The organism is Labrenzia sp. THAF35, from assembly GCF_009363595.1.
In the GTDB taxonomy this organism is placed as follows: domain Bacteria; phylum Pseudomonadota; class Alphaproteobacteria; order Rhizobiales; family Stappiaceae; genus Roseibium; species Roseibium algicola.
This window is the reverse complement of record NZ_CP045380.1, coordinates 3,159,718-3,180,598: the sequence shown is the minus strand read 5'-3', so window position 1 is coordinate 3,180,598 and position 20,881 is coordinate 3,159,718. Positions and strand designations below refer to the sequence as shown.

Here is a 20,881-nt window from a genome sequence, read left to right as displayed (position 1 = left end):
ACAGCGCCTGCCTTTGGAGAAAACCAATGAAGACCATGAGCAAACGTCTTGTTGCCGCCGCCCTCACGGGCGCCCTTCTTTTGCCGACCTTCGCGGCTGCTGAAGCCGGCTCGCGCAACGGTTGGCGTGACCACCGTGGCGGCCACCACCATAACCAGAGACACAATAATCGAAATCATAACCGACACAAAAACAATGATAATCTTGGCGCGGCTGTCGCGGCAGGTGTCATCGGCCTCGCTGCAGGAGCAATTCTGCTGGGTGCTACCCGCCAGCCGAGCTACGCAGGCCCGCCGCCGGTAAATCACTACCCGCCGGCTCCCTATCCCGGTCGCGTCAACACGGCCATCGGTTATCAGCCGTGGAGCCCAGCCTGGTACCAGTACTGCTCTTCGAAATACCGGTCGTTCAACCCGTCGACCGGTACCTATACCACCTACCAGGGTGAACAGCGTTTCTGCCAATAAGCTTGCGCCCGCCTGGTGGTACTGAAGAACTCGTGGCAACAAACGACCGACCGGCCGAACCGGTCACCCGTTTGTTGTCATTCTTTTCAGAAGGGTCATGCTCCAAGGGAACTGAACAGCCTCGGTGGGCAAGTGCAACCAGGTTGTTTCGTTCAATCAGCCTGTTTGCATCAATCCGCCATGGTTTCAATTGAAGCGAAGCCTTCCGGCGCAGCACCGAAATCGAACGGCGTTTCGACTTCAATGACCTTGTCGGGATAAAATCCATTGAACCTTGTGCGAAGCGACAAGCTGTAGGCACCGATATGGCCAATCTCGATCCAGTCTCCCGTGTCGACAGTCTCTGGCAGCCAGAAAGGCCTGGAAAGAATATCAACGCTGTCGCAGGTTGCGCCGCAGACCTTGAAGGGAACAATCTTGTCGGGCTGACCAGCCCGTGTTTTGCGAGCCGGGTCCGGAATGAAACGAGCCGGCAGCGTTATCTTTCCGGTCCAACTGTCGGAAAGAGACGCCCAGATGCCATCATTGATGTAAAGGCGCCGCCCCTTCTTCAACAGCACTCTGACAATGAGAGAGATCGATCGGGCCACAATCACTCTGCCTGGCTCGGCGACAAGCGGCAGGTCATCAAATTGCCAATCAGCGATATCGGCTTTCAACTGCCCCATCAATTCCACGAGCGAGGGCATCTCAGGCGCTTTGCGGCGCGGATCGTGACCATAAACGGCCGGAAACCCTCCCCCAACGTCAAGCTCCACAACGGGAACGCCAGCACGTGACCTGATCCAATCGGCAGAAGCCAGCGCTCGCTCATAGGTTTCCGGTTCTTCGATCTGGCTTCCAACGTGAAAACACAATCCGCATTTGAACCCGATACGGTCGATCCGTTGCAGCAACTCAACGGCGTGACCTGGAGCCGCGCCAAACTTCTTCGACAACTCGTAAGCAGCATGCCCCTTGGTGGCGATACGAACGAAGAGTGTGATCGTTCCAGGATCTATATCAAGGGCCCTAACAACACGCAGGATCTTCGCGACTTCGTCTTCGTGGTCGAGCGAAAGGGTTCGAATACCGTAGGTTTCCAAAGCTAGCCGAATGTCCGACTGTGCCTTGATAGGATGCATGTAAAGCATCTCAGCCTTCGGCGCTGCCTCTTTCACCGCGGCGAACTCTGCAGGCGATGCGACATCGAAACAACTGATCCCGGCCTTTGCCAGTGCCTCAAGGACAAATGGCTCACCATTCGTCTTGACCGCGTAAGCCGTCTTGCCGGGGAAGAGCGACTGGAATTGCTGTGCGTCATGCCTGAGCACGTCCGGCCGGAAACAATACACAGGCTGATCGGGACGAAGATCCAAGGCGGCGTCAATAGCTGTTTTATAACGTTCCATCAGTCCTTCCGGCGTTAGAAGTCATCGAATAGAAAGGAACAAGCTTGAGGCTGATTTGCAAGCCGGGATTGGGTTATTGGCAGATAATGTAATTACAGCTCTTGCCGTGGCATCCGATATCGAGATGGAAGTGAGACTTGTGATTTGGGTCTGCATCGGGGCCGAGAACGGTGGTGAACCTTTTACAGGCCGCCTTGTGTATGGCGGACAGGAAGCTTCCGCTCTGCGTGTTGCGCGCCCAATCCTTTTCAACTGAGATCTCAGTACCGTCACTTAATCGGAAGGCCACAATATCAATGGCTTTGCCAAGCGCATGTTCGGAGAGCTTTCCATCTGGAAGATTGTTTCGTCGGCGACACTGATATCCAGGGCCTGTGAGAAACTCGGACACTGGTTTCCCGAACTGTGCTTGTGCAATGGGCAAGACATCTTCAATCACCCACGCTGTAAGTGACGTCGCAAAACCGCACGATAGCGTGGCTTTCATCGGGAAGGTCACTTCGGCATCCTCGCCACGTAACCCAGAAAGGTTGACAGGTACGGTGATCCCGCATTCCTCATCACCTTGATCCCCTTGCATGGGAGCAAGTTGTTCAAACGTAGCACCCGGAATATCGCAAGTTGCCGGTGTAGAGAATTCGCCCGCAGAAGCTTTTCTGCCACTGTCGTCCGGCCCTGCCAAAAGCTCTTCCGGAAGAGTAGCTGGTTTGATCGCCGGCACATCCACCCCCTCGATGAATTGCGAATTACCGAGGCCTGGAAGCGGCTTTTCCTGCGGCAATGGAGGATTTGCGTAAACATCCAAAGGCAGCAGGCAACACAACGCGAGAGCAGTACAAATCGACACGACGTTTAAGTGCATTCCCAACTCCGCACATTGTACTTGCCAGCGCCCCTCATGATTGATCAACGCTTGTCCTGCGTCTATGGTTGCATGACCCCAAAAGTGGATGGCTCCCCATGACTTTAGAACTCTTTTTCGCCTATGTGATTGCCACATTGATCGTCCTCGCCATCCCGGGTCCGACGATCATGCTTGTTGTCAGCTATGCTTTGACCCAGGGACGCAAGTCTGCGGTTGCCAGCGTATTGGGTGTTGGCTTGGGGGACGCGACAGCAGCTGCTGCGTCGCTGATGGGTCTCGGTGCCATTCTGGCGACGTCTGCAACAGCATTCACCGTGCTCAAATGGGTAGGGGCGATCTACCTGGTCTGGCTTGGTCTGAAAATGTGGAGAAGCCGGCCAACTGCACTTGGGCCGCATCAGGTTGCCGATGTTCCCCCCAGAAAAATATTCTGGCATGCATATGTGGTCACAGCGCTCAATCCAAAAGGCATTGTTTTCTTTATGGCTTTCCTGCCACACTTCATCGCACCTCACGCCCCAGTTGTCCCGCAGCTCACACTTCTGGGAACGACCTTCGTCGCATTGGGTGTTTTGAATGCAGCTGTTTACGCCTATGCAGCAGCAGCCCTCGGTCAAAAACTGAGAAGTCCTTCCCTGCTTAGACTGGTAAACAAGGTGGGCGGCGCATTCCTGATCTCCGCTGCGGCGATGACAGCAACATTGCAGAGATCTGCGAACTGAAAAAAATCAGCGACTTGATGCGAAGGGAATGTTCTTTTTCGACCGTACGGCTTCCGCTTCGGTTTTTTCTTCTTCAGTTTTCAAACCGAAATTAGCACCGGATTGCTTCAAGGTTTCGAGTGATCTCCGTGCGCCATCTTCACTAAGCGCTGCATAACGCTGGATGGCAGCATTCAGCTCCAATCCGCCAATGCGCAACCGCCTGGCCCTCATCGTGAGGATATCCTTGTAGGCTTCGGCCGTAACGCCGTTCGCCTTGCAAAGAATTATCAATGGCTTGTCGCTTGCGCTGAACAAGAGCTGGGATACCGCACTGGGCGGCAGATTGCTTACCTTAGCAAGCAACATCCCCAGCTCCGCTGTTCGATCCGAACGGGCGAACAAGGTCACGGCATCATCGATTTTGGTCTTCTTGCTCACCACGTCACGGATCAATGCGTTGGATTGTTCACGTGCCTCTTCAAGCTTGTGCGCACGAGCGGCCACTTCGGTAGCGGCACGTTCAGCCAGGAGCTGAACAAGCGTGCTGTCGGCACCGAGTGCACTGACCCTTTCTTTCAACTCTTCTGTCAAGAAAGGCAGCAAGGCATGAGCAGCTGCATCCGGCAAGTCGGTGCGGTTGATCAAGGCAGCCTGGATTGCTTCACTCGATCGGGCTTTTTCCACCAATTTCAGGAAGGATGCATCAGCGAACTCTGCACCCTGGTTTTCAGCGACTTTACTTAAAACCGCCGTATCCCCCCGATCCACCAATACAGTGGTAACTGCCTTGTCGACGGTTTCACGCCCGGCAATTGCCCCCAGATGCTCCATCGACGCAGAACATGCGATCTCGACCAGGTCTGCTGAGGTGAGTGCAGGTGAGTTTTCCAGAACCGGGCCGGCAACCGGAAATTCATCCTGTGCGAGCTTCACCATCAGTTCACGAGGAGCGTCTTTCTCCTTGCAAACTCGTTTGGACAGAATGATCCTGGTTTCTTCCTCCAGCTGTCCGAGAACTTTGAGAACAATGTCGCCAAATAGCAGGCTGATCTGCTCGTCACGGTCGTCACCGGAGTTCACGAACAGGTCCGTCAGCATGCTGACCAGGCTTTTGCGCCCTCCAGCACTTGTGTCCCTCGCCAGATCAGCAAGTTTTGCAAGATTGATCATCGACACTCCGGCGCGACAGTCGCGTAAGCCTCGACATTATCAGCAGGCCCTTAACATTAAGCTACCGTTGATTGCCGCATAACCTGGAGAAACGGCCAGCAGCAGGAAGGCCTCCCCACAAATAATTCGACGCGCCAAATAATTATTTACAACCCTGGATCGCGCCTCCAGGACAAATTAGTTCTGTTTTTTCGCAAAAGGCAGTGAACGTTTCCAATCAAGGCTTTACTTAATGCTTCCTCAACAAACACAACCCTGGAATGCAATTCTCCGCTGCGCTGCAGCATCTTTTTTGCTTCGCTTCGGCATTATGCTGACTTAGTATCACCCCGTCAGAAAGAGGTAATCGGGAGCGGACATATGACCCTTGTACGGAACCTGAACATGATTGCCTTCCTAGCAGCCTTTGCGTTTTTGGCTGCAATTGTAGTTGGTGCAATCTGAACCAAACGGCAAGAAATCAAAGAAAACGAGCTGCGCCGAGCAGACAGCAGGACAATTCAACAAACAATTTTAGATTCCCGGCGTAGTCGGCTGCACCAGAAGGTGCAGCCGCCGAAGACGCTGTGCTGATTCCAGAATTGATCGCCCGTACGGGTGTCGAGGTTGAGAAATAGCGCCCGATCGTACTGGAGACTGGGCAATTGCCGCAGCTGCCCAGACACAACCAAAAATTTCACTTCGCAGGAAGCCTGTTGCATTCCGCAATTTCATACACTGGAATATCAGGCCTCAACACAGGTTCCGCTCATGCGGCTAACTCTATCGTTTGAGCCAGTGCTGCGTCACGGTTTTCCGGTTCGATCATCAATTGATCTGCCGCGATCATTGTCACATCGGAGATGCCGATAAAGCCAAGAATATGCTTCAGGTAATTTCCGGCAAAGTCGATCTCTGATCCTATTTTGGTTCCACCAGAGGCAATGATGACGTAAGCCTTTTTACCCTGAAGCAGACCGACAGGTCCGTTCTCAGTGTACTGAAACGTCTCTCTTGCTCGCGCGATCATATCAACCCAGGCTTTTAGCGTAGCCGGAATAGAAAAGTTGTAAACAGGCGTCCCAATTACGATGGTGTCTGCCTCCTTCAATTCTCCAACAAGCGTGTCGGACAGAGCAAGCACCATTTTTTGTTCTGCACTCCGTGCAGCAGGATCTGTAAAAGTCGCGCCAATCCACTCTTCGCTCAGGAACGGTACCCCTTGGGAAACATCGCGAGTAAGGACTTTTGCATCTGGTGATTTTGCCAGCAAACGAGTCACGAAGGTCTGCCCAAGGTCACGCGTCACTGAACCGACGGTACGTGCTGAGGCATTGACATGCAGAATTGATTTCAACGGTGAGGACATCTTGATCTCCAAAGTTTCAAAACCGGCATCGGCGTTTGTTCGTTAATTGGAGATAGTTTTGATATTTTCGAATAACTAGCATCAAAATAGTGAACAGTATGTCAAGTTAACGAACAATGCCTTTTTGAGAATTCAAGCCCCCCATCTAATTCCCGACAGAAGCTTGTAGAGGCCAGCCAACGCCAACGCCCCCACCACTGTGTTAATCACCTTGCCTTTGACGCTGGACGTTCCTTTTCGCAGATCACGCAGAAAGTGCATGTCCTTCTGCGCTTCGATGGTGTTCTCGATATCGACGCCGAGCGCCTTGAGCACTTCTTGGGCTGCTTCCCGACCGCCTTCTTTGCCACCTTCACGGGCAATTTCCCGCATCTGATCTTCGTTCACTGCACGCCCCCTGCGAAGCCCTGTTTGATTTCGTCGTACCACCGGCCGCACCGCATCACGCGGGCATTGGCGCGGCCAAGCGCCTGGTCTGTCCGGATCAAGGCTACGTCCAGCGGCTCCCCGATCTGAACGCCGGACGCTTCTTTCCGCCGGCAGTCTTCCGGATAACCCGGAAGCTCTTTGGTGACTTCCACTTGTGCCGACAATGCGGCGGCAGTTCGCAACCGCTCGTCATTGGTTGCGCAAGCGGTCAAAAAGATCAGGCTGCAAAGTGCAGCCATCCCCAACGGTCGAAACATAGTGTTCCAACTCCTGTGCTGCGGCTTCCGCTTCCGCGTTGGCCTGATCGATAAGAGAGAGAAAACGCCGGTTTGCCCGTTCCGTGACAACCTTCCGGCGTTTCAGTTCTTCAAGCTGCACCCGGGCTGCGGTCAATTCCGCGTCGGCCACATACTCGACAACGGCCCGGCGAACCGCGCTCGACTTGTCGACCTTGTGCCAAACAAAAAAGCCGCCCAGAACGGCGGCAATGGCGAGGGCAGCACACGCGGTGCGGCTTTGGAGCATCCAGGCAATCACCGGCATTACCTCAGCCCTTCCAGGCAAAGCGAATGCTCGGCCGCGCGGCGGTTCACAAGTCCTCGGATCGTCCGGCCGCCTGCCTTGTTGAACCATTTGGCTGCGTTACAGGCGCCGCGCACGTCCCCGGCATCGAGACGCTTGCGCGCAGTCGACCGGCAAAAGCCTCCTACCCCAATGTTGTAGGTGAGGCTGACGAACGCGACATAGGACTTTGCGGGAATGGCATCCGGCCGCTTGAGGCACTTTCTCATTCCGGCTTCATGCCGCTGCAACGAGGCCAACAGCTTTGCGTCACACTCGGCCTTTGTGTGCTTGTCCCCAAGCTTCACCCCGAGCGTTTCGCCGTAACAGACGGTTGGAACACCTACAACGTCCCGGTATGCCGTCAGGCGCAGACCTTCCCAGGCACCAACCAGCGCAATAGCAGCCGCGCCGATGCCGCCGACAAGGCGGGTTTTACGTCCCATTGTTCATGTTCCTTTGTGCGAGAAGCCGGGCCACGAACGCGGCCGACACCGTGAGCGCCGACAGGGCTGCAAGTAAGCCCGGCGCAATGAAGTCGCCCAGAAAGGGCAACGCCACTTCCGCACCAGAGAGCAGCGCAGCAAGCAGCATAAGGCGCACGCTCCAAGCCCTTTGCAGGATCGCGCGCCAGTCTGAAACCAGTTTCATTGGACTGCCTTTCAGGCATAAAAAAACCGCCTCAAGAGCGGTGCATGTTTCATGCTGGTCGATCCGGTCAGAGCTGCAAGGAACTCTGCCAAAGCGTGTCAACTTCTTCAGGCGTGAACCCGAGGGTTGCGGAAAGAGACACGACAAGCGGGTGCGTTCGGTTGAACTCCGCCGCATACTCCCATTCAACTTGCGCCTTTTCACGTTCGGTAGGGTCGGCGCTGGCCGCAATCGCCGCTTCCACTTGAGAAAGAGAACGTCCGGACTGAAGAAGGCCAAGACGGAATTGCCGAGCGGTCAACGAAGGCAGCTGTTCGCGAAGCTCTTCGGGCGTCGGCGGCACCCATGCAGGTACAGCATTGCCGGCATCAAGCCAGTTGCGAACGGCCATCCTCACCAAATTTTCGTGCGAAAGGTCTTTTGGCTCTTGATAGACAGGCTTGCCTTTCAGTGCGGCCTCGCCAACAGAATATGCCACCTCCCAAGCTCTCAACCGCTGCGAATATTCGTCCCAGGCCTTATTCACCTGCTTTTGAAAAGCAGCCTTTTGCGCTTCTGTCTTTGGATTAATACCATAGGGGATCTCTTCAATTCCCCCATCGGGCCACTGAACCCGAAGCTTTATGATTGCACTCAGTTGCTGAACGTCTGTCACTGTGTGGTCAGTATCTGCGTGGGCTTCGATGCCAAGGATTTGGAGAATTTCCATTATGCCACCCGCTGGAAAATTTGGTTCTGATTGCTGTAGCTACGACCACGAGCGCGCCAGGTTCCGGACAATCCAGAGCCGGAACTCATCGAAAAATCGTACTGGTCGAAGCGCCGAACGGTGTAAGCCGCGTTTATGGTCGTGTTAGACGTGCCGTGTGCAACAAGCACCATTGTGCCAATCGGATAGTTTGTTTCACCCGATGAGCTTCCATCATAGACCAATCCAACCTTGTGAATGCCGCCGTCGTTCTCTTCAGCAACGAGTGCGTTCGCACTGTCGTCCCATCCCAAAAGACGGTCTGCACCACCGCTGTTCGCATCTTTGAAAACGATCCAAGCGTCGCCGCTATTGTCCGTGTTCACGTAAACGTAGCCGGTGGCGTAGACGTGACCGTTGACGGTCAGACTACCGCTGATCGTGCCCCCGATATCAGACCGCAGAAGCTGGCCCGACGTCAGACCGCCGACGGTCCCGGCGTCGTAGCTGGTTGAACCCTGCGGCCCTTCCGGACCCGTTGCACCAACCGGACCCACATCACCCTTGGCAGCAAGCAGGCCCCAATCATCCGGCGAAATGCTCGGGTTCTGACCGATGCTCACTCGCAACGAGATATAGGAAGATCCGTTGTAGGTGACCGTTTCGTCAGAATTGTAAGTATCGCCAGAAGTCCAGACACCGCGATAGCTCAACCCGGGGTCGCCCTGTGGGCCTTGCGGACCTTCCGCACCCGTTGGCCCCTGCGCGCCGGTATCACCTTTCGGGCCTTGGATGCCTTCCGGACCTTGCACACCCTGCGGCCCTTCCGGACCCTGAATGCCCTGCAAACCCTGCAGACCGCGTTCCCCTTTTGCCGCAACAATGTCCCACTCTGCGGCAACATCTTCCGGGGTGACCCCCGTATGAGCCGCCACGCAGATGAAGTAAGACCCGTCATGGCTGACCGTATCCCGCTCAACGTAAGCGGTTGCCACGTTCCACGTTCCACGGTGGTTCAGCCCGACAGGACCGGCCGGGCCTTGAATGCCCTGTGGCCCCTGCAAGCCCTGCGGTCCGCGCCCGAAGTTAACACCCGTCGACCAGGCGCCGACCGCGTTGGAGAGCTTCCAATAAACAATCCCCGCCTCGGTATCGAGAAACGACGTGTCTTTGGGTTCAGCGTCATAGGCCGCACGGTCGGCTGTCAGGCCGGTGAAATCCGGGTCAAATGACTTGCCAATCGGCCCCTCTGGCCCTTGCGGACCCTGCGGCCCAATCGGACCTTGTGAGCCAGTCGGACCGGATGGCCCTTCGGGACCGCGCGGACCTTCCGGACCTTGATAGCCGGTTGGGCCTCGCGGACCTTCATAGCCGAGCGGGCCGCGTTCCCCCTGTGGTCCCTGCGGACCGGCAGGGCCTTGCGGACCAGCCGGACCCGTGGGGCCTTGGTTGCCGACCGGGCCTTTTGGCCCTTGAGCCCCCGGCAGTGAAGCGATTTCAAGAACCTGCTGCAGCGTCGGCAAGTCCTGATTGTCGGCCGCATCAAGCGCGTTGATCATCCGCCGGCCTTTCAGGTCAAAGCCGCCGTTGACCTCGATCAGCGCCCGAGTGGCGACCGACTGCATGTTGATCGCCGTCCGGTCCATGGCGCGTTCCATCACTGCGGGGTCAATCTCACCGCCCGCCAGGCTGTAAGGCTGATCGTATTTGCTCACCAGCAGAACCGTCAGCGTTTCGCCTGCCTGCAATGCGCTGGCGTCAAAGAGCACGGTACCGGTGCCGAAGTTGCCGCCGGTAAAGTGCCAGTTGCCCGGGCTTTGCTGATACTGCCAAACGGTAATCACGCCGGTTGTTGTCCGGTGCGATACCTGCAGGTTGTTCTGGTCGACAAACTGGAATGGCAAGTCGACACGATCCGTCACGCCGTCGCCCGTGATCTGGGCGCGGCCTTCGGTCAAGGCTGCTACTGTCATGGAGTTCCCTGGTAAAATTTGAGATCAGAAATTGAGCCACGGTCACATTGGCGGCTCGAAAAGGCTCTCGCCGGATTGACCTGTTACGTTTATCCGCCAGATCCTTCTGGAAATCTTGTATCTGCAGGTCTCAGCAACTCTTTCAAGGTCTGGCTGCCGAGGTCTTTCCCTTCCCAATCAGGAAACTGCCGGTCAAAAGCCTCCTCCAGATTGTGCGCAGAACCAGAATCATTGCCTTTCGCCAGCGTCTCCGCGGCTTCCTCAGGACTCAGGCCATAGCCTTTTGTCAAAAGGGTCCACTTTTCAAACCTGTCGACAAGATTGCGTTCTCTTTTTGCCAACACAGCCGACTGCGGTGCCAACGCCAGAACCTTTGCGAGGTTTTCGTATGCTCGTAAAATGACTTCGGGTTCGTTGCTCCGAGTTCCCTTGCTCAAGGCGGCGGCATACCCCTCCGGAACAACGCCCTTCGTTTCCACAATCTTGAGTGCAAGTGTGTCCCGGTCGATTTCGCCATTATCCAGAAAGGTGAACGCCCGGTTCGCGTTCTTCTGGCGCTGCGGGCCCCGATCCCCTTCTTCAGAAGACAAGAGCCAGTTCGCAGCTTCAATGTTCGCGATATGCTCCTTTTTTGCCACTTCAAGCTGGCCGATCAGTCGTGTTTTCTGCCTTGGGTCAAGCAAACCGTTTGCTTCGATCTCGGATTTGTCGAACTGGCCAAAACTCGCCTCGATGCGGTGTTCGATCTTGCCAACTTCCCCAGCAGCAATCGCCGCTCTGCTTTTAACGGCATTTACCTGCATTCGGCCCAGTGTTTCACCAGGCAGCAGTTTCAGCCGTTCTGCCAGAACCTGGCTTTCGTCCGCAAACGCCTCCGGCCTGTCGGGACCATTGACGATCTCACCCACCTGTTCGAGCTCATTTCCTAAACCTTCCGGTCCTGCAAACTCTCGCCTTGCAAGTTCGTCGCCGATTGCTGGTAGCAGTTCTTCAAGCGGTCTTGTCTCAGCCCACGCCTCTGCCAGTGTCTCGCTTATTTTCGCATAGGCTGCCTTTTTGCCTACGGCCGGCAAGGGAGCAGCCGACAGCAACGTTCTTGCCTGTTCGAATGCTTCTTCGAGACCATCCGGGTTCTCGCTCACCTCTGATGCCAGCCGGATGCCTTCTTCTTCCAAACCCTGCTGGAAATAGCGTTCGTTTTCCCCCGCCTCAATTGCAGCAAAGCCGTTGATATAGCGGTCGCGCTGTGCCTCCACGTGGCGGTTGAACGCATCTCTTGAACCTGCAGGCAGTTCCTTGAGCGCCTGCTCTCTAGACTTTTCAAGATGAGCCATCATGGCCTCGGTGAAGCCGAAGCCGCCTGGTTGCGCCTGCCGCTGTTCCTCCGCAGCCCTTTCCTTCAACCTGGCGTCAAATTCCCGTTGAGCCATTTGAGCTTGAAAGTCCTCAATTCGCCTGCGTCTTTGAGCAGCGGTCTCGGCAAGATCACCGAAAGCCCCTGCCGAACGGCGGATTTGTTGTCCCAGCCCTGCCGCAGCTTCTCCAACCACGGTGTCAGCGACAACTTGCGGACTGCCAAAGCCCGGAAGGCTATCGGCACCATTGAATTTCTGCAATCTCGCCATTGTCAGTACCGTTTTGTCACCTGAATTTGAAAGCGCCGTTGTAGGCAGCATTGCCAAGCGTCGTGAATGCCTGGGTAACACCACCCAGCATGGCACCGGTGGCGCTGATACGCCCCGCGCGGCGGCTCGAATGTGCCCGCTCCCGGGCCGTTTTCGCCTCGAAGGTCAGATTGTCCCGCTTGCCTTCCGCGCCATACCGAATTGCCTCGATGCTTTGTGCCGCTTCAAAGGCATTGTCGTCCGCGACATCAGTCAGCGAACCGGTTTGCGATAGCCCGCGTTCGGCTCCGGCAGCCCGGTTGAAGCCGAGTGCCCTTTCGTATTTGTCCAGGGTTCGTTTTCGCTCAAAAGAAGCCTGGGTCTGGTTGACCGCCTTCTGGCGGTCGGCCAGTTCTGCACGGCGCTCTTCCGCCTTTGCCTGGGCATCTGCCTGCTGGCGCGCGCCCTGCGCTTGCACAGCGCCGCCGGCCAGCGATCCCGCAACGGAGACCGCAGCCAATATTGCTGGGTGACACATGAATTAAGGCTCCGCGTCTCGGCCGAAATTGACGGCCAGGATGGTGCAGGGTTTGCCGCCGCTGGCTGCCAGCGTAAGCTGCCCCCCGTCTTCCCATCGCGTTTCGATTGGCTGGTCGAGCACCCCAGTGCGCAAGGGCGCCGGCTCTCCGGCAGGATCTCCCGCACGGTAGTAGATCAGCTCGTCCAGAAAGGTCTCGTCTGACCCGGCCTTCAGGGTTCCGGTGTTCAGAACCGCGATGCTGCAATTGTCCACGCGCATCTTGCGGCCCATGGCTGAGCCATCCTGCGCATTGACGGGAAACGGCAAGGTCTTCGCCCTCGCCGAAACATTCAGCCCGACCAGGATCTTTTCCGCTGTTTGGCCATTCGGCAGGCTCGCTTCTCCGGCGGTGACAGTTGCCGGATAGTCGGTCCCATCGGCATAAAGGATCACCTCTTCGCCTTCCAGATGCTGAAGTCCCGAGACCGTGGTTGCCGGCAGGCCTTCGTAGCGCGCTCCGCAATCGAGATGCCATGCATCCTCGATCATTCCACCTGGAAACGGCCGCTGCATGATTTCGATGTACCGCCGCACCTGTCCGTCGATGGTCCGTTTCACGATCATCCAGACGGTGTCCGCTCCAGCGCCCGAAAGGTCTGCCATACATTCCACCACACCACCGAAATCGTGGCGCTGCATGCCATAAACCTGCTGCTGGCGTTCATAGGTGAAGCCGATCCCGAGGCCTTTCTGGTCCCACTGCCAGATGATGCTATCGGGATATTGCTGGTAGCAGGCCCCGGAAATCCCATCCTGAAACAGATGCGACTGCACCTCGCTCACCGCCTGAGACACCCGGCCATCGGAGCCGAAGTCATAGGCCATTTCGCGCATGTCGGTTCCATAAGGGCCGTAGTAGATCAGCACCGACCCCACCTTGATCGGGCTGACGTCATTGGCGCCGAAATTCGTTTCAGGCTTCTGGTCGACATTCTCCGGCCCGTAAGGGTCCTGATCGGTCGCCTTGCCGACGGCACGCACCGCGCGGGTCGTGCCGACAATCAGGTCGTTATCGTCGACCAGCCACTGGATCCGGTTCACCTGTCCGGAAAGAATGCCCGCGGTCACCGCGTCGGATGCCTTCAGAACATGGGAAACGGAAAAGTTGGTGAAGTCCTCCGTCTGGCTTTCCCATATCTTCTGTGGTTCCTCGCTGGTGCCCGCGAAGGCGAGACGGTTCTTGTGCCAGCCGATCGTATCCGGCCATCCCGTCGTGCCGGACCATGCCCCCAACCGCCAGATGCTTTGTGCCTTGGTGTCCTGCAGCGCCTGGCCGAAAAGCTGCACCTTGACCGAGGTTGCCGACTGGCGGCTGTGGATCCGGAACCAGCGCCAGAACCCGTCCGACCCGCGAAACCGGATATGCCGCCCGACGTCAGACGACTGAAAGCCGGCACCTCCATTGATCCCTGCAGTGCCTGATGCGGTCAGCGTGAAGGGGTTCTGATCGTTGCCAGCCTGGTGAAACACCAGTTGCCCGATGGCGGAATTGTCCGAAGCAGATCCGCCTCCTTGCGTGAAGCTCAGCCGGTAATGGGTAAAGGCGGTTTCGTTGTGAAAATCATATGCCCGCCATTCGTTGGAGGCCCAGGTATCCTGACCGTCCTGCGTATCCAGAATTGTCCAGTCGGAGCCGTTGTTCGACGCCTCGATGTTCCACTGCCAGGGCATGTCGTCGTTCTGGCTGTTGTCGTTTGGCGCCTGCAGCATGTAGGCATCGATCACGACGCTGCCGGGGAACTGGTATTGCACCCAACCCGTTGCGCCGGATGAAAGCACTGTCTTGCCCTCCGACCGGCTGAACACCTGCCACGCCGAAGCGCTGCCGTTGGAGGCAGACACCACTCCGCTCGGGGCTGTGTTCGATGTCATTTTCGGAACAGCATTGCCCGTGCCGGCCGGTTTCAAGTTCGTCGGCGAGATATTGACATCCAGATAGGGCCCATCCCTGAACGCCATCGGTTCGATCGCCCAGGAAAGTTCCGACAACCGCTTGAGCGCCTGCGGAGCAACGCCGCCTCCGGCAATGAACAGCGTATCGGTCGACTGCACGAATTTCAGCCGCGGCAGAACCTCGAAGGAATAGGGCGTCGCAACCTCCACGGTGCCGACCCGCCCCTCGCTGGTGAATATTCGAAACATGTGGTCGCCGAACTCAAGCATGTAATATTGACCGTTTCCGAACTCGAACGGGATCAACCAGCCTTGCCGACTGCTGTCCTTGAGTTCCGCAATGAATTTGGTGCCGCCGCGCCGGCGCAGACCGCCGCGTTTCAGCGTCAGAAAATTCCGGCATTCGGCCAGGGAGGACCGGAACAGCTCCAGGTCAGAACGATAGATCAGCTCCGGGTCGAGTTCGCCCCGGCTGAACGTGGCTTGAAGGTGATAGCTCATCTGTTTGCAATGATATCCAGGTCAATCATGGGCAGCGGCGTGCCCTGCAGGGCGTCGGATGTTCCGGCCTGGTCGAAGGCTTCCCGCGCCGCCTGGCGCAAGGCTTCCGCACGGCTGTTCTTTCCGGTGATCGAATGGGCGCAGCCCGCCGCCAGAAACAGGGCGAACCCGTTCACGAACAGCGGGGCGAATTCGGCCTCCCGCACCACCCGGCGCACATGGCGAAGCGGAAACGGCGGTGGATGATCCGACATGATGCGCTGCCCCACCACTTCGAAGGGAATGATCGTCCCCCCCGGCGACCCGCCAACACTCTGCTGCGGAATGCGAAGCGTGCCGGCTGGCAGCTTGTACTGGTAGGCCCAGCGAAACGGCGGTTTTTCGGTTTCCGCAGGCAGGTTCACCAGCTCGATGGCAAAGTCCCAGTCGTGCATGGCCAAATAGGCATCCCGGTGCGCTGCATAATGGTTCCTGAACCAGCGCGACGCCACGGAGGAAAAATCGAAGTCGCGGATGGGCGCTTCCTTCAGATGCGCAAGCGCAAGGTTCGCCATCTCAACGGCTGTGTTGACGGTTCCCGACATGAAATAGTTTCCTTGAAAGGGTCAGGCGGCGGCAAGATCGCCGGCTTTGGCCTCATAGGCAGCAAGCGCCTGAACAGCCTCGTATTTGTTGGCGGCCTTCACGCCGGCATAATCCGCGGCCATGGCCTGCTGGGTCTTCCAGTGCTCCTTGCGCCAGCCTTTGGGCAGCGGCTTTTCGGCCTGTGGCTGCCTTGCTGCCCTTTGCTTGCGGTTCCAGTCCGCGGCCAGCGCATCCGCCAGGTGTTCCTGCCGCTTTTCGGCCTCGGTTTTGGGTGGGGCGCACCGGGCCAGAAAATCGGCTTCGTGTTGTTCTTCCAGGCGCTGGAGATGCCGCAAGCGGCGCATGATGATCTCGTCCATGTCTGGCCTCTTTTTCGAGAAAATGAAAAAGGGCGGCAAACGCCGCCCGAAGAAGTTTGGCAGGCCCTGACTTGATCAGGCCCATGAGGGGTCGAACCGACCAAACAAAAAGCCCGCAGGAAAGGCTACGGGCAGAAACGTCGATCGGTCCAAAAACGTTGGGGTGGATGTCTGCGGTCGCTCGCCTCCAGACTGCCCGCTGGGTACGCTGTCAGATGTTCACCTTCAGGCAGGCCAGCTTCACGTTCTTGCGGTTGTATTTCCGGTCCCAGTTGGCCGCGTTGCGCAGTTCGGCCAGGCTCGCTCCCTGGGATTTGGCAAGAGAAGACGCCGTGAAATCCATTCCGGCCGGATGGATCAGCTCGAAACGGCGGGTGGTCAGATAGTCGGCACCGCCGCCGTCGCCAATGTCCGGATCACGAGTGATTTCTGTGCCTTCGTTGCCGTAGATCGTCGAGCGGCTCGGCACTTCGTCGATATGCATGAAAGCACCCGGCGCGAACAGGAAGCAGGAATATTCGTCCGAATTGGCCCCGGCCGTCACCGGCATCATTTCCGAATGCACCACCATCATGCCAGCGTAGTAAGGCACCTCGAACGGCGCTTCGGACGGTTTCTTGAACTCGATCTTTTCGTCGTCCAGAAGCGTGCCGTAAACGAAGCTGTGCATGGCGATCACGCGCAGGTCGTCCAGGTTCTCACCCATGGTCAGGCGCGCCCGGTTGATCGCCTGATAGCTGATGCGGTTGGCGGCCGTCGGCGAACCGACATCGGAATAGATGGAATAGACCATGTCGCCGCTGTCATTGGCCACATTGTCGGCGATCACGCCTTCTGCCGTCGCGATGATGCGCTCTTCCTTGCGGCGCCCCCAGTAGGCGCTGATCCGTTCGGCCACCCGGTTCATGGCGCTGTCGCCTCGCCCCGTTGCGGCATAGCTTGCCACCGTCTTGGCACCGTATTTCTTGGCCAGGCGGTGCTTGTAGGCCTTCATGTCACTGGCGGTGATCTTGCTGACACCGATCTTGTTATCACTGTCGTCGATCACCGTCGGCTCGGCATCGTCGAGGTCTTCCCAATAGGGCACTTCAATCTGGTTGCCACCGGCCTTGAAGCGCTTGCCGATTTCCGGTGCCGGACCGGCCAGAATGCCGGATTTTTCCAGCATGATCAGCTTGGCCGGCTTGTTCTCCGCCATATAGGGGGTGAACACACGCGGGACGACGATGTCTGAAATTTGAGATGTCATTGAATTTCCTTTGATTTTGACAATTTTCCGGCTCTAACGGACTGCTGTCGATGGCGCACGTTTCCTCGCCATGGCCGCAGGCAATTTGCCAAAAAGTCGCCCCTTCCAATTTTGAAGTAGCTGAAGCAACGTTCCGGTTGAAAAAAGAAATACGCAGTTTTGGAGGACTTCCGTTTCCTCGATTAACGGGGCAGAAATCGCTCAAAGCGGGTAAGATCGCTCAGCCGAGGTGGCAATATCGCGATGACAGTCACAGGCCTGCGTTGCTTTGACGGCAAAGCGCACAAAGGACTTCGCAAGTGAGCAAGGATCTGGCGTCTGATGGATCCGATTTGTGAGGTAATGCATCGGACCACGTAAATTTGAGGGGTCGTTCAGTTAAACGACAACACCCTTGAACCCGAACAACTCCGGGTTTCGTCCAGCAGAAAGGATAAGCTGCTTCGCCTTCGTCGGCTGATGGTCCAAAAGGAAGGCCTGCTGTTTGAGGTCGGGTTTTCTCACGTCGAATGGATTTGCATTCTTCAGATTATCAGGCTGGAGCATAGAGCGAGCTCTACTCGGTTTGGCGCTCGGAATGGGACCGTTCTCAAAAGCCTCACCGCTCTTCGGTTCGCTCAAGGATGGCGGCGGAATATCACTTTCGCCACGCAACGCGGGCTGACTATCCCTCGAACGGTTGTCATCCGCTGCCAAATGAGGTCTCGGCATCGGAAACGGAGCAGCAACATGGTTTCGTAATCTGTTGCCATGCGCCGACTGACCATCCAATTCAGGATCTGACTGCGCCGATCCTGCAGGTAAGACATCTTTGTTGCCGATCAGATCTTCGGTAAAGCCTGGGACTGGTTTTTCAAATTGATGCCTTGTTGAATTCAGCAATTCCTGTGGCGAAATCCCGAAAGACTTCAGGACCGTCCCCGCCACGCTGTTGCTATTTTGGTTGTCGATTCTGTAATCAAGGTTTTGAGCATTGATCCGATCAATAGCCCTGCGAGCTCTTATCCTGTATGCCTCGATTTCAGCCGGCGTCCCCGCGATAATTGTTGTCTGGTTGTCGACGAGATGCCCCATCCTTGAAAAATTATCCAAGTGACCTTTGATCGTATCGCTTCCGTCCCAGGGTTTTCCTATTGGAATTATATTATTTTGCCTGTCATGTGAAAGTCCGTTGACTTCCCAGATCTGCTTGCCGGTTTCATCATGAGCTGTGATGACAATATGTGAGGCAACTCCAAACAGCTTGTACTCACCGATACGTATCGTTTGCTGTCCGTGATTATCCATTACTTGGCCCTTATCTAAATGTTGTCAGACCAACCGCCCTTTTCGCAATACCATTTCGGTGCGGAAATCAACGAACTTTCCGAGCCCTCCCGACTGAGGCAAAGCTCACCTTTTCGGGATTTTTTTTGCGTATAAATATACGGGGGAGGCGGTGGAAAACCGAGAAATGCGGCGGTTCTTTTGTCGGCATATTCTTGCTTCACGACATAAGTCATATCTTGAGTTTTGTCGCAAATTCTCACTATTCGAAAATATTCGTTGTATACGCGAGAAATCCTCTCCTGATCCGCGCCAGCAAGACCGGTTTTCATTTCTTTCTCAAGCCGTTCGAAAATCGGTCCGGGATCACAGGCCGAAACCACCGTTTTCCCGTTTGCACCTGATAAATTTCTCTCTTCATCTGACGCACAGGCAACGAGAAACAGGCCCAACAAAATGCCCGATAGTCTTGATAGTTTCACAATCGAACTCTCCGATTTCGATCTTTTGATACCGGCATATTGTTCATGATATGTTCCAAAAAACAACCATTAATTGCATCCGGTTAGAAAGCCAGGCCTTCGCACCGGAGACTGAAAAGATCGCCAGATTTTTCTGCCGGGGTGTCTGACCTGCTCCACAGACGGATTGCTGGCATCAGTTGGCACGATTGCTCATGGCACAGCACGACTTTGCAGGCAGGTGTCAGCTTGTGCAGGTTTATGGAAATGCGCAATAAACCGACACCTGCCAGCGAGTTTCATCTCTCTTCGAGCGCTGTGGAAAGTGGTAGGCTCGCAGGCCGCAGGAAGACCAAAGACTGCATCTTCAGGCACTGGAGCTGGTCGGCAGAACCGGGTTCGGCGCCGGAATAGACAACCATGGTATTTTCCTGTCCGCCGTCGTCAGACCCGGCGAACTCGAAGACCGATGTGCAAGGCGTTTCGAGAACCTTGTCCCGAAAGGAAAACTCGAAATCGCCGAACTTCGTCATTGGCGGCCCGAATTCGACGAGGGTGCCTCGACCGTCCGTGACCTTCATCAACTCAAAAATCGATAATCCGAGCGACTGAAAGAACTCTCCTTTCGGTGCAAGGACTTCAGTCAATTCCGTGCTGTTCTCGCCACTACCTTCTCCCGACCCCGGCTTCTTGGCCAGATCGACATTGAGAACGGTAATCGTGTTGGAAAGCTGGTAATCCAACACATCCACCGGAATGCTGTAATAGTCATTCCGTCCATAGGGCAGGTGCGAAATGCGATGCCCCGGGACATCCGGAAACTGCTCCGCATTTTGGTCGATTTCCTCAGGCGAGAAGCCCAGATAAACCACGCGGACGTCCTCCGCGACCCGCACCTTGAACGTGGCGGGATCGAGGCTTGATTTGACATAGCCCTCAATCTCCGATCGAAGAATTTCAGGCTGCTGTTCCCACGGGATGGCGGAACCATCTGCAGCCAGGCAAACCGACGGGAGAACAATGATCCCGGTCACTTTGAGAATTGCCCCTAATCCTTTGAAACAACGAAAGGTGCTTGTTTTCATTCCGGATCCCTCAAAATATGATCGCTCGCGAAGAAAAGCGTCGAAACGCTGAACAATCAGAATATGTTCATTATTTGTTCCAGATCAACCCTTAATTGAAATCGGCACGAAAACCTCTTCCGAAATCGGCGGCATTTTCAGAGACCGAACAATCTGGGATCCCGCCCCGCTGCGACGATCATCTGCCGTGCCCGCAAGGGGTTGTTTTCCAGAAGATCCGACTGCTGCCTGAGGTCCGGATTGCCGGTCTCGAAGGGGTTGCCGCCCTCCCCGCCCGCGCCGAGACCGTTCAGGCCGTCTTCCGCAAAGGCGCTGTCGTGGATGAAGGCGAGCAGCTTTACCGCCACGGGGTCCGTCACCTGCTGCAAACCGTCGCTGCCAGCCGTGGTCAGGGCGCCTTTTTCCGCAAACCATCCTGTCAGGTCCACCCCGGCCGTCTTCAAGGTGCTCAGCGCCCGGTCGGCCTTGGCAATGGCGTTCTGATAGCCGTCGCTGTCCGGTTCGCCATATTCCCTGACCAGAGACATGTGCGCGGCCTCGGCGGCCTCGCCCTGTTTCTGCGCTGCGTCAAAAGCCGCTTCCTCATGGGCGGAAAACTGCTCTGCCATCTTGCCCACCCACCGGTCGTGCAGCTTTTGCGCTGCCTCCGGGTGAAGCCCCGCCTCCTTGAACCAGTCTCCGGCTTCCTGCGCAAAGGCCTGGTCGTAGGGAAAGTTTTCCGGCAGCGCCTCGGGCATCTTGAAGCGATAGCCGCCCTTCGGTGTCCAGCGGCTGGAAACATCGGCATAAAAGGCCGCCTGCTCCTCGCTACCGGCATCTTCGCCCGGAACCCGCAGCGCCCCGGACAGTCTGTCTTCCAGCGAGCGATAGCTTTCCAGAATGCCGGCGGTATCGTGCCAGCCATGGTTGGCGGCCATGTCCCGGTCGGCATCGCTCAGGCCGTCGATGAAACCTCCCCCCTCCGAAGGGTGATGCCCCATACCATCGTGTCCAGAACCGTCGTGCCCGCCGGCCTCCGGTCCTGCTGCCGGCTCAATCGCGTCGTACATCG

The 20,881-nt window shown here is 56.6% G+C and carries 23 protein-coding genes; 2 read left to right on the top strand and 21 right to left on the bottom strand.

Annotated features, from left to right (window positions below; translation table 11 throughout):
- Positions 1 to 26 precede the first annotated feature (26 nt).
- The gene (locus tag FIU93_RS14500; protein ID WP_062488097.1) at positions 27 to 467 is read left to right on the top strand and encodes a BA14K family protein; all 441 of its coding nucleotides are present in this window, start codon (positions 27 to 29) and stop codon (positions 465 to 467) included.
- 170 nt (positions 468 to 637) lie between these two features.
- Here FIU93_RS14500 and FIU93_RS14495 read toward each other — a convergent pair whose 3' ends face one another.
- Positions 638 to 1,858 carry an alanine racemase gene (locus FIU93_RS14495; RefSeq protein ID WP_152505983.1) on the bottom strand — a complete coding sequence of 407 codons (1,221 nt, stop codon included), beginning with the start codon at positions 1,856 to 1,858 and terminating at the stop codon, positions 638 to 640.
- A gap of 73 nt (positions 1,859 to 1,931) precedes the next feature.
- On the bottom strand, positions 1,932 to 2,720 hold the full coding sequence (locus FIU93_RS14490) for an extensin family protein (RefSeq protein WP_173017331.1): 789 nt from the start codon (positions 2,718 to 2,720) through the stop codon (positions 1,932 to 1,934).
- A 98-nt stretch (positions 2,721 to 2,818) separates the two neighbouring features.
- Between FIU93_RS14490 and FIU93_RS14485 the strand changes: the two genes are divergently transcribed.
- Positions 2,819 to 3,445: a LysE family translocator gene (locus FIU93_RS14485; protein WP_152505981.1), complete on the top strand. Its 627-nt coding sequence runs from the start codon at positions 2,819 to 2,821 to the stop codon at positions 3,443 to 3,445.
- Between the two features lie 6 nt (positions 3,446 to 3,451).
- Here the strand turns inward: FIU93_RS14485 and FIU93_RS14480 are convergent, their stop codons facing one another.
- The 19 genes from FIU93_RS14480 to FIU93_RS14390 all read right to left on the bottom strand — a co-directional run bounded on the left by FIU93_RS14480 (position 3,452) and on the right by FIU93_RS14390 (position 20,879).
- Positions 3,452 to 4,597 carry a DUF2336 domain-containing protein gene (locus FIU93_RS14480; RefSeq protein ID WP_055655513.1) on the bottom strand — a complete coding sequence of 382 codons (1,146 nt, stop codon included), beginning with the start codon at positions 4,595 to 4,597 and terminating at the stop codon, positions 3,452 to 3,454.
- Positions 4,598 to 5,345: 748 nt separating this feature from the next.
- Complete coding sequence (locus FIU93_RS14475) at positions 5,346 to 5,945, bottom strand: NAD(P)H-dependent oxidoreductase (RefSeq protein ID WP_152505980.1); 600 nt, start codon at positions 5,943 to 5,945, stop codon at positions 5,346 to 5,348.
- A 132-nt stretch (positions 5,946 to 6,077) separates the two neighbouring features.
- On the bottom strand, positions 6,078 to 6,332 hold the full coding sequence (locus FIU93_RS14470; protein WP_023000448.1) for a hypothetical protein: 255 nt from the start codon (positions 6,330 to 6,332) through the stop codon (positions 6,078 to 6,080).
- Positions 6,329 to 6,556: a hypothetical protein gene (locus tag FIU93_RS14465; protein ID WP_286202358.1), complete on the bottom strand. Its 228-nt coding sequence runs from the start codon at positions 6,554 to 6,556 to the stop codon at positions 6,329 to 6,331. Before FIU93_RS14465 ends, FIU93_RS14470 begins: the two co-directional genes overlap by 4 nt.
- A 7-nt stretch (positions 6,557 to 6,563) precedes the next feature.
- Positions 6,564 to 6,917, bottom strand: a complete 354-nt coding sequence (locus FIU93_RS14460; protein WP_152505979.1) for a hypothetical protein — start codon at positions 6,915 to 6,917, stop codon at positions 6,564 to 6,566.
- The gene (locus tag FIU93_RS14455; protein ID WP_152505978.1) at positions 6,917 to 7,381 is read right to left on the bottom strand and encodes a lysozyme; all 465 of its coding nucleotides are present in this window, start codon (positions 7,379 to 7,381) and stop codon (positions 6,917 to 6,919) included. The genes FIU93_RS14460 and FIU93_RS14455 overlap by 1 nt, the downstream gene beginning before the upstream one ends.
- Positions 7,371 to 7,586, bottom strand: a complete 216-nt coding sequence (locus tag FIU93_RS14450; RefSeq protein WP_152505977.1) for a hypothetical protein — start codon at positions 7,584 to 7,586, stop codon at positions 7,371 to 7,373. The genes FIU93_RS14455 and FIU93_RS14450 overlap by 11 nt, the downstream gene beginning before the upstream one ends.
- Before the next feature lie 67 nt (positions 7,587 to 7,653).
- Positions 7,654 to 8,295 (bottom strand): hypothetical protein, encoded by a 642-nt coding sequence (locus FIU93_RS14445; RefSeq protein WP_152505976.1) that lies wholly within the window; start codon positions 8,293 to 8,295, stop codon positions 7,654 to 7,656.
- Complete coding sequence (locus FIU93_RS31700) at positions 8,295 to 10,247, bottom strand: collagen-like protein (RefSeq protein ID WP_152505975.1); 1,953 nt, start codon at positions 10,245 to 10,247, stop codon at positions 8,295 to 8,297. The genes FIU93_RS14445 and FIU93_RS31700 overlap by 1 nt, the downstream gene beginning before the upstream one ends.
- A gap of 89 nt (positions 10,248 to 10,336) precedes the next feature.
- Positions 10,337 to 11,956 (bottom strand): hypothetical protein, encoded by a 1,620-nt coding sequence (locus tag FIU93_RS14435; protein ID WP_152505974.1) that lies wholly within the window; start codon positions 11,954 to 11,956, stop codon positions 10,337 to 10,339.
- Positions 11,889 to 12,389, bottom strand: a complete 501-nt coding sequence (locus FIU93_RS14430; protein WP_152505973.1) for a hypothetical protein — start codon at positions 12,387 to 12,389, stop codon at positions 11,889 to 11,891. Before FIU93_RS14430 ends, FIU93_RS14435 begins: the two co-directional genes overlap by 68 nt.
- Positions 12,390 to 12,392: 3 nt before the next feature.
- On the bottom strand, positions 12,393 to 14,825 hold the full coding sequence (locus FIU93_RS14425; protein ID WP_152505972.1) for a hypothetical protein: 2,433 nt from the start codon (positions 14,823 to 14,825) through the stop codon (positions 12,393 to 12,395).
- Positions 14,822 to 15,409 carry a hypothetical protein gene (locus FIU93_RS14420; protein WP_152505971.1) on the bottom strand — a complete coding sequence of 196 codons (588 nt, stop codon included), beginning with the start codon at positions 15,407 to 15,409 and terminating at the stop codon, positions 14,822 to 14,824. The genes FIU93_RS14425 and FIU93_RS14420 overlap by 4 nt, the downstream gene beginning before the upstream one ends.
- Positions 15,410 to 15,430: 21 nt before the next feature.
- Positions 15,431 to 15,769 (bottom strand): hypothetical protein, encoded by a 339-nt coding sequence (locus tag FIU93_RS14415; protein ID WP_062488068.1) that lies wholly within the window; start codon positions 15,767 to 15,769, stop codon positions 15,431 to 15,433.
- Between the two features lie 211 nt (positions 15,770 to 15,980).
- Positions 15,981 to 17,018, bottom strand: a complete 1,038-nt coding sequence (locus FIU93_RS14410; protein ID WP_139314137.1) for a hypothetical protein — start codon at positions 17,016 to 17,018, stop codon at positions 15,981 to 15,983.
- A 378-nt stretch (positions 17,019 to 17,396) separates the two neighbouring features.
- Positions 17,397 to 18,305, bottom strand: a complete 909-nt coding sequence (locus FIU93_RS14405) for a hypothetical protein (protein ID WP_075282661.1) — start codon at positions 18,303 to 18,305, stop codon at positions 17,397 to 17,399.
- A 14-nt stretch (positions 18,306 to 18,319) separates the two neighbouring features.
- Entirely contained in the window at positions 18,320 to 18,766 is a 447-nt protein-coding gene (locus tag FIU93_RS14400; protein WP_139314136.1) for a hypothetical protein, read from the bottom strand.
- 278 nt (positions 18,767 to 19,044) lie between these two features.
- A complete protein-coding gene (locus tag FIU93_RS14395) occupies positions 19,045 to 19,830 on the bottom strand; it encodes a hypothetical protein (protein WP_139314135.1) in 786 nt (261 codons plus the stop codon).
- 137 nt (positions 19,831 to 19,967) lie between these two features.
- Positions 19,968 to 20,879 carry a hypothetical protein gene (locus tag FIU93_RS14390; RefSeq protein ID WP_152505970.1) on the bottom strand — a complete coding sequence of 304 codons (912 nt, stop codon included), beginning with the start codon at positions 20,877 to 20,879 and terminating at the stop codon, positions 19,968 to 19,970.
- Between the last annotated feature and the right edge of the window lie 2 nt (positions 20,880 to 20,881).

Bases quoted from the DNA above. Each gene is read 5' to 3' on its own strand.
- FIU93_RS14500 (WP_062488097.1), top strand. From the start codon at position 27: ATGAAGACCATGAGCAAACGTCTTGTTGCCGCCGCCCTCACGGGCGCC.
- FIU93_RS14495 (WP_152505983.1), bottom strand. From the start codon at position 1,858: ATGGAACGTTATAAAACAGCTATTGACGCCGCCTTGGATCTTCGTCCC.
- FIU93_RS14490 (WP_173017331.1), bottom strand. From the start codon at position 2,720: ATGCACTTAAACGTCGTGTCGATTTGTACTGCTCTCGCGTTGTGTTGC.
- FIU93_RS14485 (WP_152505981.1), top strand. From the start codon at position 2,819: ATGACTTTAGAACTCTTTTTCGCCTATGTGATTGCCACATTGATCGTC.
- FIU93_RS14480 (WP_055655513.1), bottom strand. From the start codon at position 4,597: ATGATCAATCTTGCAAAACTTGCTGATCTGGCGAGGGACACAAGTGCT.
- FIU93_RS14475 (WP_152505980.1), bottom strand. From the start codon at position 5,945: ATGTCCTCACCGTTGAAATCAATTCTGCATGTCAATGCCTCAGCACGT.
- FIU93_RS14460 (WP_152505979.1), bottom strand. From the start codon at position 6,917: ATGCCGGTGATTGCCTGGATGCTCCAAAGCCGCACCGCGTGTGCTGCC.
- FIU93_RS14455 (WP_152505978.1), bottom strand. From the start codon at position 7,381: ATGGGACGTAAAACCCGCCTTGTCGGCGGCATCGGCGCGGCTGCTATT.
- FIU93_RS14450 (WP_152505977.1), bottom strand. From the start codon at position 7,586: ATGAAACTGGTTTCAGACTGGCGCGCGATCCTGCAAAGGGCTTGGAGC.
- FIU93_RS14445 (WP_152505976.1), bottom strand. From the start codon at position 8,295: ATGGAAATTCTCCAAATCCTTGGCATCGAAGCCCACGCAGATACTGAC.
- FIU93_RS31700 (WP_152505975.1), bottom strand. From the start codon at position 10,247: ATGACAGTAGCAGCCTTGACCGAAGGCCGCGCCCAGATCACGGGCGAC.
- FIU93_RS14430 (WP_152505973.1), bottom strand. From the start codon at position 12,389: ATGTGTCACCCAGCAATATTGGCTGCGGTCTCCGTTGCGGGATCGCTG.
- FIU93_RS14425 (WP_152505972.1), bottom strand. From the start codon at position 14,825: ATGAGCTATCACCTTCAAGCCACGTTCAGCCGGGGCGAACTCGACCCG.
- FIU93_RS14420 (WP_152505971.1), bottom strand. From the start codon at position 15,409: ATGTCGGGAACCGTCAACACAGCCGTTGAGATGGCGAACCTTGCGCTT.
- FIU93_RS14415 (WP_062488068.1), bottom strand. From the start codon at position 15,769: ATGGACGAGATCATCATGCGCCGCTTGCGGCATCTCCAGCGCCTGGAA.
- FIU93_RS14410 (WP_139314137.1), bottom strand. From the start codon at position 17,018: ATGACATCTCAAATTTCAGACATCGTCGTCCCGCGTGTGTTCACCCCC.
- FIU93_RS14405 (WP_075282661.1), bottom strand. From the start codon at position 18,305: ATGGATAATCACGGACAGCAAACGATACGTATCGGTGAGTACAAGCTG.
- FIU93_RS14395 (WP_139314135.1), bottom strand. From the start codon at position 19,830: ATGAAAACAAGCACCTTTCGTTGTTTCAAAGGATTAGGGGCAATTCTC.
- FIU93_RS14390 (WP_152505970.1), bottom strand. From the start codon at position 20,879: ATGTACGACGCGATTGAGCCGGCAGCAGGACCGGAGGCCGGCGGGCAC.